The organism is Pseudaminobacter salicylatoxidans, from assembly GCF_003148475.1.
Classification (GTDB): domain Bacteria; phylum Pseudomonadota; class Alphaproteobacteria; order Rhizobiales; family Rhizobiaceae; genus Pseudaminobacter; species Pseudaminobacter salicylatoxidans.
Map to the genome: position 1 here is coordinate 50,836 of NZ_QGGG01000005.1, position 15,153 is coordinate 65,988.

A 15,153-nucleotide genomic window follows, 5' to 3' on the forward strand; every position below is an offset into this window, starting at 1 on the left:
GAAGCCGGGGCGCAACCGATTTCAGGGTGACGATGATGAAATGGCCGAACAACGCCCGCTGCGCGGTGATGCTGACTTTCGACTTCGACGCCGAGACGCTGTGGCTCTCGCGCGACCCGTCCAACGCAAAAAAGCCAGGTACGCTTTCGCAAGGCATCTATGGCGCGGTGCGCGGCGTGCCGGAAATCCTCAAGGTGCTGAAGAGCTACGACCTGCCTGCCACCTTCTTCGTGCCCGGCTGGACAGCCGAAAAATATGTCTCGCGCATCGAGGAGATTCTTGCCGGGGGGCATGAGATCGGCCATCACGGCTATCTTCACGAGTGGATCGACCCCGACAAGCCGGACGAAGAGCGCGCCACTTTCGAGCGCGGACTGGAAGCGCTCGACCGCGTCGCGGGCATCCGCCCTAGCGGCTACCGCTCACCGGCGGGCGAGACCAGCCCGACCTTGATGGGTCTGCTCAGGGAGCATGGCCTGCTCTACGATTCCTCGCTGATGACCGACGTCATGCCCTACCGGCACACGCTGGCGGATGGCAGCGCCGGGCCGGTCGAGCTGCCCTGGCACTGGTCAACCGACGACGCGCCCTACATGCTGTTTGCCGTGCAGACGCCGCGCCCGATGTTCACCAATGATCACATCTTCCAGGTCTGGCGCGACGAGTTCGACGCGATCTACGAATGGGGCGGGCTGTTCAACCTGGTCATGCACCCGCAGTTCACCGGCAGGCCCTCGCGCACGCTGCTGCTGCGCCGCATGATCGAGCATGTTCTGAGCAAGCCAGATGTCTGGATCGCCACTGGGCATGATGTGGCAACGGCCTGGTCGGAGGCCGAGCAAGCCAAATGAGCACACAGGATTTTGCGGGTTTGACGGCCGTCGTGACGGGTGCAGCCTCGGGTCTTGGATTGTCCACGGCCCGGCTTCTTGCGGAGCGCGGCGCCCGGCTGAGATTGGTCGACCGTTCCCAGGACAGGCTTGCCCAGGCGGCGGACGAAATCGCGGCCGGCGGCACGGATGTTCAGGCACATGCGCTCGACGTCACCGACCTGGCGGCGGTGACAAGCGGTTTTGAACGCATCGGCCGCTGCGACGTACTGGTCAACAGCGCGGGCGTGGAAGGGCCAGCCGGCCCGCTGGAAGACTGCGATCTGGACGAGCTCGATCAGGTGATGGCGATCAATGTGCGCGGCACGCTTGCCTGCGCGCAGGCCGCCATCCGCCTGATGAAAGCTGGCGGCAATGGCGGCTCGATCGTCAACATTGCCTCGACGGCCGGAATGATCGGCTCACGCCGCCTCGGTATCTATGCATTGTCGAAGGCCGCCGTCATTTCCATGACGCGCTCGCTGGCCGTCAGCGTTGCCGGTGAGGACATCCGGGTCAACGCCGTGTGTCCCGGATCCATCGACAGCGAGATGTTCGACCGCACGCTCGCCTCGGGCGACCCGGACGCGGAGCGCCGTTTCATGATCGATCTGCATCCGCTGCGCCGTCTCGGCAAGCCGGTGGAGGTCGCCGAGGCCGCCGTATTCCTCGCCTCGCCTGCCGCCGCCTACATCACCGGCGCGCTGCTGCCCGTGGATGGCGGGAGACTGGCATGAGCGGCCGCGTCGCCATCGTCACCGGTTCAGCCGCCGGCATAGGTGCTGCGATTGCCGCGCGTCTGGTCGAGGAAGACTACAAGGTACTTGGCGTCGATCGCGCCGACACCGGCAGAAGGTCGTCGGATGTTCGCCATGACATGGTCGCCGACCTTGCCGCACCGAAGGCAGCCGAAGCCATCATTGCGGAAGCCAACAGCCGCTTCGGCCCCATCGACGTGCTGATCAACAATGCCGGCATCGGCGGCTCGCGCCCGGTGCATGACAGCGACGACGACAATTGGAACACGATCCTTGACGTCAATCTCTCCTCCGTCTTTCGGCTTTCGCGTGCGGTGCTGCCGCAGATGATGCAGCGCGGGGGAGGCTCAATCGTCCACACCACCTCCATATTCGGGATCGTCGGCTATCGCGGCACGGCCGCCTATGCAGCCTCCAAGGCAGCGCTCGTCGGCCTGACCCGACAGATGGCGGCCGACTACGGCCCAAAGGGCATTCGCGTCAACGCCGTGGCGCCCGGCCTGATCCGCACCGCCATGACCGAGAAGTTGTTGCAGGACGCCACCTATCGCGACCTGATGCTGAACGGCACGCCTCTCGGCCGCATGGGGGAGCCGGAAGAGGTGGCGGCCGTTGCAGCCTTCCTCGCCTCGCCGCAGGCATCCTTCGTCAGCGGACAGATATTCAGCGTCGATGGCGGCTGGAGCGCCACGCGCATCAAAGTGACCCCCTGATCGTCCTCATCAACGGAGCCGTCGATGACTGTCCAGCTCTTCGAGCCATTCCCCCTGCGCGCCCTGACCCTGCCCAACCGCATCGTGGTGGCCCCCATGTGCCAGTACAGCGCCAATGATGGCAATGCGAGTGACTGGCACGTCATGCATTGGGGGCAGTTCCTGCTTTCCGGCGCGGGCCTGTTCATGATCGAGGCCACCGGCGTGGAACCACGCGGGCGCATCACGCCGGGCTGTCTGGGCCTGTGGAGCGACGAGAACGAGGCGGCCTTCGCGCACGCCCTCAAGATCGCGCGCAGCTATTCCGACATGCCGGTTGGCCTGCAGCTTGGCCATGCCGGCCGCAAGGCATCGGCGCTGCGTCCCTGGGAAGGCAATGGGCACTATGCCCAAGATGATGGCGGCTGGCAGGTGCTTGGCCCCTCCGCCGTCCCCTTCGCGCCAGACTGGCCTGTGCCGCAGGCGATGACCGAAAGCGACATCGACGACCTGCTGCAGAATTTCGCCGACGCCACGCGCCGCGCCGCCCGCCTCGGACTGGACTGCATCGAAATCCATGCCGCGCATGGCTATCTGCTGTCGAGCTTCCTGTCGCCCATCGCCAATCACCGCACGGACGCCTATGGCGGCTCGCTGGAAAACCGCATGCGGCTTCCCCTTCAGGTGTTCGAGGCCGTCCGTGCCGCAGCCCCTGCCGCCATGCCGGTCGGTGTGCGCTTCAACGGTACGGACTGGGTGGACGACGCGATCAACGGCGACGAAGCGGTCGCTTTCGCCCGCGCACTTGCGGATCGCGGCTGCGATTTCGTGGATGTTTCGAGCGGCGGAAACGCATTTGCCAAAATCCCGGTCGGTCCCGGTTATCAGGTGCCGTTCGCTGCCCGCATCAGGCAGGAAGTGGGAGTAGCCACCATGGCGGTGGGCCTCATCAGAACTCCCCAACATGCCGAAGCCATCGTAGCCGGCGGTCAGGCCGACATGGTTTCCATCGGGCGTGGCTTCCTCAACAATCCGCACTGGCCCTGGCAGGCAGCCGAGACGCTCGGCGTCAATATTGACGTCGTGCCGCAATACCGCTTCGGGGCCACCTCGCTCTATCGCCCGACCTGGGGGCGATAACCGGAGACGCACTGGTCCGATATTCTATCGGACCAGTATCGCCCTGAGATCATTCACATTCGTGCCGGTCGGGCCGGGCACGAAAAGGTCGCCGATGGAATTGAATGCCGTCCAGGCATTATTTCCCGCAAGCAATGCCTTGGCATCGACGCCCGCGGCGCGCATGCGGGCAACGGACGTGCCGTCAGCGAAGGCGCCTGCATTGTCCTCCGAGCCGTCGATGCCATCAGTGTCGGCGGCAAGGGCGTGGATGCCGGCAAGTCCCTCGATGCCCAACGCGAAGGCAAGCAGGAATTCGCTGTTGCGGCCGCCCTTGCCTTTTGCCCGCAACGTCACCGTCGTTTCGCCACCCGACAGGATCAGCACCGGTTTGCGGAACGGGCGATCGCGGGTTGCCACCTCGCGCGCGATCGCTGCATGAACCGAGCCGACATCGCGCGCCTCGCCCTCGATGGAATCGGACAGGATGACCGCCTCGATACCCTGCCGCCCGGCTTCGGCGGCGGCCGCTTCCAATGAAACGGCGGCCGACGCGATCAGCCGCACCTCGTTGCGCGCGAAACATTCGTCACCGGGGGTTGGCGCATCGGCTTCCGGCGAGTTGAGATGCGCCATCACCGCATCCGGCAGCTTCATGCCGTAAGTAGAGACGACCTCCAGCGCCTGCGCGCGCGTCGCGGCATCCGGCACGGTCGGCCCCGAGGCGACCAGTGCGGGATTGTCGCCGGGAATGTCCGACACGATCAACGACACCACCCTGGCCGGATAGGCGGCGGCCGCGAGCCGTCCGCCCTTGATATTCGAAACATGCTTACGCACGGCATTCATGGCCGAGATCGGCGCGCCGGAAGCAAGCAGGGCCTCATTCACAGCTATTTCGTCGGCAAGCGTCAGGCCGGCAGGCGGTGCGGGCAACAGTGCCGACCCGCCGCCACAGACCAGTGCAATGACGAGATCGTCAGCCGTAAGACCGGACACCTGTTTGACCAGCGCGCTTGTCGCCTCGAGCCCTGCAGCGTCCGGCACCGGGTGCGATGCTTCCAGCACGCGCAGACGCTCGCAAGGCGCGCCATAGCCGTAGCGCGTCACCACCACCCCTTCCAGTGGCCCGTCCCACACTTTTTCCAGCGCCGCCGCCATCTGGGCCGCACCCTTGCCGGCGCCGATGACGACCGTCCGTCCTTTCGGTTTTTCCGGAAGATGTGCGCGGATGGTCAGTTCGGGGTCGGCCGCCGCAACGGCCGCCTCGAAGATGGAGGTAAGGAAGGGTTGGGCGTCAAAATTCATGAATGCGCAGCTCCGGCGGATCACAGGCAAGATGAATGCGCGCCATCCGGTTCCAGATGCCCGCGCGGCAGGCGCAACTTTAGCCAGCCTGCCCCGCAAGGCAACCGGACTTCACGCTGCGTCAGTCAGTATCGGGCTCTTTGCCGGCTTGCCGGCGACATAGACCTCGCGCACGGCGCGGTCGTCGCCCACGGTCTGCAGCAGGAACAGTTCTTCCGCCAGTGTTGCGATCGTATCCATGCGCAGGTTCATGATGGGCGTGGCGCGCGAATCGAGCACCACGATGTCGGCATCCGTGCCGGCGTCCAGCGTGCCTATCCTGTCTTCCAGCGACAGCGCCTGCGCATTGCCCAGCGTCATTTGCCAGAAGGAAGCGAAGGGGTTCAGCTTTTCGCCATTGAGCGCGATCACCTTGTAGCCCTCATCCATGGTGCGCAACATGGAATAGTTGGTGCCGCCGCCCACATCCGTGGCGGTTGCGATGCGCAACGGCTTGGCTCGCGTGCGATAGCGCTGATAGTCGAACAGGCCGGAGCCGAGGAACAGATTGGAGGTCGGGCAGAATACGGCCACCGCGCCTGTGTCCGACAAAGCGTCTGCCTCGCGCTCCGACAGATGAATGCAATGGCCCAGCAGCGTCTTCGGCCCCATCAGACCGTAGTGCTCGTAAATATCGGTGTAGTCCTTCGCCTGAGGATAAAGCTCCTGCGTGAAGGCGATTTCGTCGTGGTTTTCCGACAGGTGCGTCTGGATATGCAGATGCGGGAATTCGGTCGCCAGCGTCTTGGCCATCTCCATCTGCTCGGGCGAGGAGGTGATGGCGAAGCGCGGCGTGATCGCATAGTGCTGGCGGCCCTTGCCGTGCCAGTCGCCGATCAGCGCCCTGGTATCGTCATAGCTGGATTGCGGTGTGTCGAGAACGCTTTCGGGCGCATTGCGATCCATCATTACCTTACCGGCGATGTTTAGCATGTCGCGCGAGTGGCTCTCCTCGAAAAAGGCTTCGGCAGACTGTTTGTGCACCGAGCAATAGGCGGCGACCGTGGTGGTGCCGTGACGCACCATCTCGTCAAGGAACAGCCGCGCGACCCGGCGGCCATATTGCGCGTCGCGAAACTTGCTTTCCTCCGGGAATGTATAGGTGTTGAGCCAGCCCAGCAGTTCCGCCCCATAAGAAGCAATCACCTGAAGCTGCGGATAATGCACATGGGTATCGACGAAGCCGGGCAGGATGAGGTGCGGCCGATGGTCGATCGTCTTCGCATCGGCACCGGCCCGTACAGCCATATCCGCATAGGCACCGGTCGCCACGATCTTGCCGTCACGGATCAGCACGCCGCCGTCTTCCTCATAAGCATAGGCGCCTTGGTCGTCGACCGAATCCGGCCAGCGCAGGAAGCTCAATGTGCGTCCGCGAAGGAGTGTATCTGTCATTGCTGCGTCTTCTTTCCCGCTTCCTCGAACCATGTCACCAGCAACTGCCGCTCCTGCGGCGTGATCTCGGTGACGTTTCCGGGCGGCATCGCATGGCTGCGCCCCGCCTGTAGATAGATTTCGCGCGCATGGGCGGCAATCGCCTCGTCGGTGTCGAGCGCCACCCCCTTGGGCATTTGATAGACGCCCTCGTAGACCGGTTCGGGCATATGGCACATGGAGCAGCGGCCAAGCACCGTATCACGCACCGCCGGGAAATGCGCCGAGGCAACCAGCGCCTGCCCGGCCGAGGACATCTTCGGCTCGCCCGTCAGCACTTTCGGCACGGTCGACAGCCACATAATGATGATGAACAGGACTGTCGCCACCAGCCATGTCCAGGTGGGCTTGCCCTTGCCGGCATGCACCGTGTTGAAATAGTGCCGGACGACCACGCCGATCATGAACACCAGCGAGGCGATGATCCAGTTGAACTCGGTGCCGAAAGCCAGCGGGTAGTGGTTCGACAGCATAAGGAACAACACCGGCAGCGTCAGATAGTTGTTGTGCAGGGAGCGCTGCTTGGCAATCTTGCCGTATTTCGGGTCGGGCTTGCGGCCGGCGATCAGGTCGGCCACCACGATCTTCTGGTTGGGTATGATGACCATGAAGACATTGGCCGACATGATCGTGGCGGTGATGGCGCCCAGATGCAGGAAGGCCGCGCGGCCGGTAAACAGATGCGTCAGCCCCCACGCCATGAACACAACGATGACGTAGAGCAGGATCATCAGCCCGGTATCGGCCTTGCCGATCAGCCAGCGGCACAGCAGATCGTAGACGATCCACCCCGCTGCCAGGCAGGCAAGCGAAATCAGGATGCCCACCGGCACGGAAACGTCCAGCACGTTGCGGTCGATCAGGAACAGGTCCGCGCCCGCATAGTAGACGATTGCCAGAAGCGCGAAGCCGCTCATCCAGGTGGCGTAGGACTCCCATTTGAACCAGGTCAGATGCTCGGGCATCTGTTCGGGTGCCACCAGATATTTCTGGATATGGTAGAAGCCGCCGCCATGCACCTGCCATTCTTCGCCGAAGGCGCCCTTGGGCAAGCCCGGCCGCTGGCGCAGGCCAAGATCCAACGCCACGAAATAGAAGGATGAGCCGATCCACGCGATCGCTGTGATGACGTGCAGCCAGCGCACGCCAAAGCTCAACCAGTCCCACAAAAGCGCATAGTCGTTCATCGATGTTCCCCAGAGCAGGCAATCGACTTTACGACCTCGCCCGCAAATCGAAAGAGCCGTGCCATACGATGACTTTCAAAAAAAAATAAAAAATACTAGGCTCATTCTGTATTTTTCAGCATACGGATTCTCCGCCATCCATGGCCTATCTCGATAACATTGCCGTCTTCGTCCGGGTCGTGGAGCTCGGCAACCTCTCGGCCGCAGGGCGCGACATGCGCATTTCGCCTGCGGTCGCTTCCAATCGCATCAAGGAACTGGAGAAGCATCTGGGGGTCAGGCTGTTCAACCGCACGACCCGACATCTCATGCCGACCGAGCACGGAAGTGTGTTCTATGACGGCGCCAGGCGGGTGCTGGAGGCCATCACCGAAGCGGAAGCGGCTGTCAGCGCGTTGTCAGGCCAGCCGCGCGGCACCATCAGGATCACTGCACCGCTCGGCCTCGGCCGCCGGCTGATCGCTTCCGGCATCCCGGAATTCCATGACAAATATCCCGACATCGAAGTGCGACTTCGGCTCTCGGACCACAATGTGGACATCATGAAGGAAGGCATCGACGTCGCCTTCCGGCTCGGTCTGCTTGAGGATTCGAGCCTGCGCATGCGCGGCATCATGGAATGCGAGCGCGTGCTGGTCGCGGCCCCCGATTATCTGGAGCGACGCGGCGAACCCAAGACGGCTCAGGAGTTGATCGAAAAGCGTCACGATTGCCTGCTGTTGCGATTTCCCGGCATGCGCGAATTCTTCTGGATGCTGAGCATGCCCACCGGGCCGGTCAAATTCGAAGTGCGGGGACCTTTCGATTCGGATGATGGCGACGTGCTGACTGACTGGGCATTGGCCGGGCGCGGCATCCTCAACAAACCGCGCTTCGAGGTCGAACCCTTCATCCGCGACGGACGGCTGAAGGTCGTCCTGCCCGACACCCCGCCCATGCCGGTCCAGCTTGCTGCGGTCTACCCGCACAAGAACCTGCAGGACCCCAAAGTGAGGCTGCTGCTCGATTTTATGGCCGAGCGCTGCCAGCGCCTGATCCGTGAGAGACTTGTAGTGAAGTGAAAGCCGACGGTCCGGGACGGTTTTGCTATCAGCCGGACGCTTTCGCCAGTGCGATCATGATCTCAGCGGCCGCAAGTGCTGCAATCACGGACGGGCGCTTGTCCTTCGCACCGTCGCCGCCGATCGGCGATATGAGGCGGGAAAAAGCTTCTTCCGTGCCGTCGGCCGTCTTCAGGAACCAGCTTTTGAAGGTGGCCTTCTTGGTCCTGGAACCGATCATGCCGACATAGGCCGCGTCGTCGCGCTTCAGCGCCTCGGCGACGATCAGGAAATCCAGCGCGTGGTCATGCGTCAGCACCACGAATGCGGAGCCGGCGGGCGCATCGCGCACCATCTCCTCGGGCACCGGCGTCAATCGCGTTTCGACGCCGTCCGAAATGCCCTCCAGCATGTCGGCACGGGTTTCCACCACCACGGCCTGTACCGGCAGCAGCGCGAAGGCAGCCGCGAGCGCATGGCCGACATGACCACCGCCGAAGACATAGATATGTGGACTGGCTGCATCCTCGGCTTCGGCCTGCGCGATCAATTCAGCGCGCAGGGCCTCGTCCACCAACCGGATGGTCAGGCCCACGCGACCGCCGCAGCACTGCCCGATCTCAGGCCCGAGCGCAATGTCAAGCTCGACATGCCCGGCTCCGGCGTCACGAGCCCCCGCGACCATCTTCCGCGCCCGGTCGATCGCCATGAATTCAAGATGACCACCGCCGATCGTACCGAAGATGGCCTGCGGCGAAACCAGCATATGTGCCCCGGTCTCGCGGGGCGTCGAGCCTCTTGCCTCCGTCACCTCGACAAGTGCCGCTTGCGGCGCGCTGTCGAGGAAAGAGCGGAGACGCTCACTGTTGCGTGTCACTTGTCTGCCGTTTCAGCCCTTAATCGTTCGATTGCCATCAGCACGCGCTCGGGCGTCGCGGGCGCGTCAAGACGCGGGCAAATCTTGTGGCCGGCGACGCTTGCCACCGCATCCGACAATGCATGCAGCACCGATATGCCGAGCGGCAGCGGCGGCTCGCCGACCGCCTTGGAGCGATGGATCGTCGGCTCATAAGCCTCGGACCAATCGGTCAGCGCCACATTGAAGACCTTCGGCCGGTCGGAGGCGAGCGGAATCTTGTAGGTCGAGGGCGCATGTGTGCGCAGCCGGCCCTTGTCGTCCCACACCAGCTCTTCCGTGGTCAACCAGCCCATGCCCTGAATGAAGCCGCCCTCGACCTGGCCCATATCGATAGCCCGGTTCAGCGAGCGGCCGACATCGTGCAGAATGTCGGTGCGCTCGACCACATATTCGCCGGTCAGCGTATCGACCGACACTTCCGAGCAGGCCGCGCCGTAGGCGTAGTAGTAGAAAGCGTGGCCCCGGCCCTTACTGCGATCCCAGTGGATCTTCGGCGTCTTGTAGAAGCCGGCAGCCGAAAGCTGGACGCGAGCAATGTAAGCCTGCCTGACCAGATCGTTGAAGCTGATCTCCTGATTGCCGACGCGCACACGGTTGGGCAGGAACACGACCTGGTCGGCGGGCACCTGGTAGTGGTCGGCCGCGAAATCGGTGAGCCGCTTGCGGATCTGCCGCGCCGCATTCTGCGCCGCCATGCCGTTGAGGTCGGCGCCGGAAGAGGCGGCGGTGGGCGCGGTGTTGGGCACCTTGGCCGTCGTCGTGGCGGTAATCTTGACCCGATCGAGATCGATCTGGAATTCTTCCGCCACCACCTGCGCCACCTTCAGGTGCAGGCCCTGCCCCATCTCCGTGCCGCCATGGTTCATGTGCACCGAGCCGTCGGCATAGACATGCACCAGCGCGCCGGCCTGGTTGGACTCGGTCTTGGTGAAGGAAATGCCGAACTTCACCGGCGTCAGCGCGATGCCGCGCCTGATGAACCGGCTTTTGGCATTGAACTCGGCGATGGCACGACGGCGAGACGCGTAATCGGCGCTCTCCTCCAGCTCGGCCACGATGCGCTGGATGATACAGTCCTCGACCTTCTGGTGATAGGGCGTGAGGTTGCGCTCGCCGGCAACACCCATCGGGTCATAGAAATTCAGCTTGCGGATTTCGAGCGGGTCCTTGCCCACGGCAAAGGCCACTTCCTCGATAACGCGCTCGCAGCCGACCATGCCCTGCGGGCCGCCGAAACCGCGGAAGGCGGTGTTCGACACGGTGTTGGTGTAGAGCGGCGCCGACCTGGCGTGCACGGCCGGATAGAAATAGGCGTTGTCGCAGTGGAACAAAGCGCGGTCGCCCACCGGGCCGGACAGATCGGCCGAGAACCCGGCATTGAGCGCGAACATATAATCGACGCCGAGGATGCGGCCTTCATCATCGAAGCCCACCTCGTAGTCGATGACGAAGTCGTGCCGCTTGCCGGTGGCGGTCATGTCCTCGTCGCGGTCGAGCCGGATCTTCACCGCCCGCTTGTGCTTCTTGGCAGCGATGGCAGCAATGGCCGCGCACTGGTTGGCCTGCGTTTCCTTACCGCCGAACCCGCCGCCCATACGACGAACCTCGACTGTTACGGCATTGCTCGGCACGCCCAGCACATGCGCAACCAGATGCTGCGTTTCGCTCGGCCCCTGGGTGGAACTGTAGACGACCACTTCGTCGTCCTCACCCGGTACCGCCAGCGCGACCTGACCCTCGAGATAGAAATGGTCCTGCCCGCCAAGCTTCATGCTGCCCTTGGCGCGGCGCGGGGAAGCCGCGATCGCGGCGACGGCATCGCCACGCTTGAGCGTCAGCGGAGTCGTCACCTGCCTGTCCTTTTCGGGATCGAGGTCCCAGATGTGGACGATTGGTTCAAGCTCGTCATATTCGATCTTCGCCAGGCGTGCCGCGCGGCGGGCCTGTTCGCGCGTCTCGGCGATCACGCAGAAGATCGGCTGGCCGTGGAACTGCACCTTGCCTTCGGCCAGAACCGGGTCGTCATGCATGCCGCTCGGCGAAATGTCGTTCTCGCCGGGCACGTCTTCACAGGTCAGCACATCGACCACGCCGGGCGCGGCCCGCACCGCCGACAGGTCGACGCTCTTCAGCAGGCCATGCGCCACCGTCGCCAGACCGAGGCCGGCATGGAGCGTGCCCGCGGGTTCGGGCATGTCATCGATATAGACCGCCGAACCCGCCACATGCTTGTGCGCGGAATCGTGACGCTGCTCGCTATGGACACCGCCGACGATCTTCGCGGCCCTGATGTCGGATGCGGAATGCTTGTTCATTGCCGTCTCCTCACGCAGCCTGATGCCGGGAAACCTGGATCGGCTCGCCGCCGCCCCGGGTTTCGGCAAAGAAGCGCCGCAGCAGGTTGCGTGCCGCCAGCATACGATATTCCGCGCTGGCGCGCATGTCCGTCAACGGCGTGAAGTCCTGCGCATAGGCCCCGAGTGCCGTTTCCACCGTCGTTTCGGTCCACGGCTTACCGACCAGCGCAGCTTCGACAGTCGTGGCCCGCCTGGGCGTCGCCGCCATACCGCCATAGGCGATACGGATTTCAGCCGCCGTACCGTCAGCCGCCAGCGTCAGATGGAAGGCGCCAAGGGCGGCGGTAATGTCCTCGTCGCGGCGCTTGGAAATCTTGTAGACGGCAAAATGGCTGCCCGCCGACGGCACCGGCACATGCACCGCCTCGACGAATTCGCCCGGCTGGCGATCCTGCTTGCCATAGGCGATGAAGAACTCTTCCAGCGGAATGGTGCGACGCTCAGCACCCTTGCGCAGCGTGAGTTTCGCGCCCAGCGCGATGAAGGGCGGCGGCGTGTCGCCGATGGGCGAACCGTTGGCGATGTTGCCGCCGATGGTGCCCATGTTACGCACCTGCTCGCCGCCGATACGGTCGATGAGCCCACCCAGTGCCGGGATGCGCTCTGCAAGCAGGCCGAAAGCCTCGGTATAGGTGACACCAGCGCCAATGGTGATGACCCCATCGTTTTCGGAAATGCCGCGCAAGCCTTCGAGATGGCCGATGAAGACGGCCGGCGAAATGTCGCGCATATGCTTCGTGATCCAAAGGCCCACATCGGTCGAACCGGCGACGATGGTCGCCCTGGGCTCGGCTTCGAGCACGGCGGCGAGGTCATCGACATCGGCGGGCACGATCAGCCGCGTCTTGTCCGAGCCGACCTCGACGCGCGCGCCGTCGCGCAGCGCGGACAGCTTTTCAATCACCGCCGCTCGCTCCACCGCCAGCGGATCACTGGCCGCCTTGCCATAGTCGGAAATGGCGCGCGCGGCGCGCATGATCGCCTCATAGCCGGTGCAGCGGCACAGATTGCCCTGCAGCGCCTTTTCGATCACCGCGTCGGACGGGTTGGCGTCCTTCATCCACAGGCCGTAGAGTGACATCACGAAGCCCGGCGTGCAGAAGCCGCATTGCGAACCATGGAAATCGACCATCGCCTGCTGCACCGGGTGCAGCGTGCCGCCGGCCGGTTGCACATGCTCGATCGTCACCACGTGGCAGCCGTCGAGCGAGCCGAGGAAGCGGATGCAGGCATTGACGCTCTCATAAACGAGCCCACCGGCCGCCAGCTTGCCCACCAGCACCGTGCAGGCGCCACAGTCGCCCTCGGCGCAGCCTTCCTTGGTGCCGCGCAGCGAACGGTTCAGCCGCAGCCAGTCGAGGAGCGTGGCATCGGGCGCCACGTCGCGAACGGACACATCCTGGCCGTTGAGCAGGAAGCGGATTTCGTTACGGACAGCCATTGTCCTCAGCTCCCACGATAGGTCGAATAGCCGTAAGGCGAGAGAAGCAGCGGCACATGATAATGCCTGTGCTCGGCAATGCCAAAGCGGATCGGCACCTCGTCGAGGAAGGGCGGCTCCGCCAGACTGGTCCCGCGCGAACGCAGATAGTCGCCGGCCCTGAAGACGATCTCATAGTGGCCGATGCGGAAATCGTCGCCTTCCAGCAACGGCGCATCGCAGCGGCCATCCAGATTGGTGTTCACGGTCTTGAGCAATGTGCGCGTATCGCCTTCAAGGCGATAGAGCGACAGCGCCAGGCCATCCGCCGGGCGGCCCGTAGCCGTGTCGAGAACATGGGTTGTGAGGCGCCCGCCCTGAGCTGTCGACATTCGGCCTCCCTTCCTCCGGTACATTCGAACGCGATTGTTCTGTTGTGCCTCGATTAAACGGCATGCATAAGACGGCGTGAAGTGGAACGCCACAAAAAGACTTTCAATTTTTTTGAGGGGAATATCATTCAACCCCTTTGATATTGTGTAAAGACAGGTCACAGCGACCAGGGCAGGACATTCATGCGTTACGTCAGAGATATGCGTGGCTATGGCGCCAATCCACCGGACCCGAAATGGCCGGGCGGCGCCCGTGTCGCGGTGCAGTTCGTGGTCAATTACGAAGAAGGCGGCGAAAACTGCATCCTGCACGGCGATGCGGCCTCCGAGGCCTTTCTGTCGGAGGTGGTCGGCGCAGCGCCCTGGCCTGGCAAGCGCCATTGGAACATGGAGTCGATCTACGAATATGGCGCGCGCGCCGGCTTCTGGCGGCTGCACCGCATGTTCACCAAGGCCGATGTGCCCGTCACGGTCTATGGCGTCGCCAGTGCGCTCGCCCGCTCGCCCGATCAGGTCGCGGCAATGCAAGAAGCGGACTGGGAAATCGCATCGCATGGCCTGCGCTGGATCGACTATCGCGACCACAAGGAAGAAACCGAGCGCGCCGACCTTATCGAGGCTGTCCGGCTGCACAAGGAGGTCGTCGGCGAACGCCCCACCGGCCTCTATCTCGGCCGAACCTCGGTCTATTCGGTGCGCATCGCCGCCGCCGAAGGCGGCTTCGCCTGGATTTCCGATACCTATGACGACGACCTGCCCTACTGGCTGGACCATGACGGCCACGGCAACGCGATTGCACCGCAGCTCGTCATCCCCTACACGCTCGACGCCAACGACATGCGCTTCGCCACCGCGCAAGGCTTCAACTCGGGCGACCAGTTCTTTGCCTATCTGAAGGACGCCTTCGACACGCTCTATGCCGAGGGCGAGGCCGGGCGCGGCGGCATGATGAGCATCGGCCTGCATTGCCGCCTGATCGGCCGGCCGGGCCGCGCCGCGGCGCTCCAGCGCTTCATCGATTATGTGAAGAGCCACGACAAGGTGTGGCTGCCGCGACGCATCGACATCGCCAATCACTGGCGCGAGCATCACCCCTACAAGCCCGCCGTACTTCGCCCCTCGCGCATGGGCGAGCAGGAGTTCGTCGAGAAATTCGGCGGTATCTTCGAACACTCGCCCTGGATCGCCGAGCGCGCCTTCCGGCTGGAGCTTGGCGCCGCGCATGACAGCGCCGGCGGCCTGCACAATGCGCTCTGCCGCGCCTTCCGCTCGGCCACCGAGGCCGAACGCCTCGGCGTGCTGACAGCGCACCCGGACCTTGCCGGCAAGCTGGCGCAGGCCAGGCGCCTGACGGCGGAATCGACCAGGGAACAGGCCTCCGCCGGGCTGGATGCCCTGACCGACGCCGAGCGTGAAAAGTTCACGCAGTTGAACAGCGCCTATGTAGAAAAGTTCAGCTTTCCCTTCATCATCGCCGTCAAGGGCCGCAGCAAGGACGAGATCCTTGCCGCCTTCCAGACCCGTATAAACAACGACCGCGAAACCGAGTTCGACACCGCCTGCGCCCAGGTCGAGCGCATCGCTCTCCTGAGGCTCAGAGATATCCTGCCGCTCTAAAG

Annotated in this window: 13 protein-coding genes; 6 read left to right on the plus strand and 7 right to left on the minus strand. The window is 63.8% G+C overall.

The window, feature by feature from the left end:
- Nucleotides 1-35 precede the first annotated feature (35 nt).
- The 4 genes from C7441_RS08505 to C7441_RS08520 are packed head-to-tail and all read left to right on the plus strand — an operon-like array spanning nucleotide 36 to nucleotide 3,459.
- A complete protein-coding gene (locus C7441_RS08505) occupies nucleotides 36-851 on the plus strand; it encodes a polysaccharide deacetylase family protein (RefSeq protein ID WP_170125052.1) in 816 nt (271 codons plus the stop codon).
- Nucleotides 848-1,606 carry an SDR family NAD(P)-dependent oxidoreductase gene (locus C7441_RS08510; protein WP_109612501.1) on the plus strand — a complete coding sequence of 253 codons (759 nt, stop codon included), beginning with the start codon at nucleotides 848-850 and terminating at the stop codon, nucleotides 1,604-1,606. Before C7441_RS08505 ends, C7441_RS08510 begins: the two co-directional genes overlap by 4 nt.
- Nucleotides 1,603-2,340, plus strand: a complete 738-nt coding sequence (locus C7441_RS08515) for an SDR family NAD(P)-dependent oxidoreductase (RefSeq protein ID WP_109612502.1) — start codon at nucleotides 1,603-1,605, stop codon at nucleotides 2,338-2,340. The genes C7441_RS08510 and C7441_RS08515 overlap by 4 nt, the downstream gene beginning before the upstream one ends.
- A gap of 24 nt (nucleotides 2,341-2,364) precedes the next feature.
- Entirely contained in the window at nucleotides 2,365-3,459 is a 1,095-nt protein-coding gene (locus C7441_RS08520; RefSeq protein WP_109612503.1) for an NADH:flavin oxidoreductase/NADH oxidase, read from the plus strand.
- Between the two features lie 24 nt (nucleotides 3,460-3,483).
- Here the strand turns inward: C7441_RS08520 and C7441_RS08525 are convergent, their stop codons facing one another.
- The 3 genes from C7441_RS08525 to C7441_RS08535 form a co-directional block, all read right to left on the minus strand.
- On the minus strand, nucleotides 3,484-4,746 hold the full coding sequence (locus C7441_RS08525; RefSeq protein ID WP_109612504.1) for a glycerate kinase type-2 family protein: 1,263 nt from the start codon (nucleotides 4,744-4,746) through the stop codon (nucleotides 3,484-3,486).
- A 111-nt stretch (nucleotides 4,747-4,857) separates the two neighbouring features.
- Nucleotides 4,858-6,180, minus strand: coding sequence for a guanine deaminase (gene guaD, locus C7441_RS08530; RefSeq protein WP_109612505.1), 1,323 nt, complete (start codon nucleotides 6,178-6,180; stop codon nucleotides 4,858-4,860).
- Nucleotides 6,177-7,406: a urate hydroxylase PuuD gene (locus C7441_RS08535; RefSeq protein WP_109612506.1), complete on the minus strand. Its 1,230-nt coding sequence runs from the start codon at nucleotides 7,404-7,406 to the stop codon at nucleotides 6,177-6,179. Before C7441_RS08535 ends, guaD begins: the two co-directional genes overlap by 4 nt.
- A gap of 140 nt (nucleotides 7,407-7,546) precedes the next feature.
- Here C7441_RS08535 and C7441_RS08540 point away from each other — a divergent pair, with 140 nt between their 5' ends.
- Complete coding sequence (locus tag C7441_RS08540) at nucleotides 7,547-8,467, plus strand: LysR family transcriptional regulator (RefSeq protein WP_109612507.1); 921 nt, start codon at nucleotides 7,547-7,549, stop codon at nucleotides 8,465-8,467.
- Nucleotides 8,468-8,495: 28 nt separating this feature from the next.
- On the opposite strand, the gene xdhC is transcribed toward C7441_RS08540, so the two are convergent.
- The 4 genes from xdhC to uraH are packed head-to-tail and all read right to left on the minus strand — an operon-like array spanning nucleotide 8,496 to nucleotide 13,534.
- Nucleotides 8,496-9,323: a xanthine dehydrogenase accessory protein XdhC gene (gene xdhC / locus C7441_RS08545; RefSeq protein WP_109612508.1), complete on the minus strand. Its 828-nt coding sequence runs from the start codon at nucleotides 9,321-9,323 to the stop codon at nucleotides 8,496-8,498.
- Nucleotides 9,320-11,680: a xanthine dehydrogenase molybdopterin binding subunit gene (gene xdhB, locus C7441_RS08550; RefSeq protein ID WP_109612509.1), complete on the minus strand. Its 2,361-nt coding sequence runs from the start codon at nucleotides 11,678-11,680 to the stop codon at nucleotides 9,320-9,322. The genes xdhC and xdhB overlap by 4 nt, the downstream gene beginning before the upstream one ends.
- A gap of 10 nt (nucleotides 11,681-11,690) precedes the next feature.
- Nucleotides 11,691-13,163, minus strand: coding sequence for a xanthine dehydrogenase small subunit (gene xdhA, locus C7441_RS08555; protein ID WP_170125053.1), 1,473 nt, complete (start codon nucleotides 13,161-13,163; stop codon nucleotides 11,691-11,693).
- 5 nt (nucleotides 13,164-13,168) lie between these two features.
- The gene (uraH, locus tag C7441_RS08560; RefSeq protein WP_019171633.1) at nucleotides 13,169-13,534 is read right to left on the minus strand and encodes a hydroxyisourate hydrolase; all 366 of its coding nucleotides are present in this window, start codon (nucleotides 13,532-13,534) and stop codon (nucleotides 13,169-13,171) included.
- A gap of 183 nt (nucleotides 13,535-13,717) precedes the next feature.
- Here uraH and puuE point away from each other — a divergent pair, with 183 nt between their 5' ends.
- On the plus strand, nucleotides 13,718-15,151 hold the full coding sequence (gene puuE, locus C7441_RS08565; RefSeq protein ID WP_109612511.1) for an allantoinase PuuE: 1,434 nt from the start codon (nucleotides 13,718-13,720) through the stop codon (nucleotides 15,149-15,151).
- Nucleotides 15,152-15,153 lie beyond the last annotated feature (2 nt).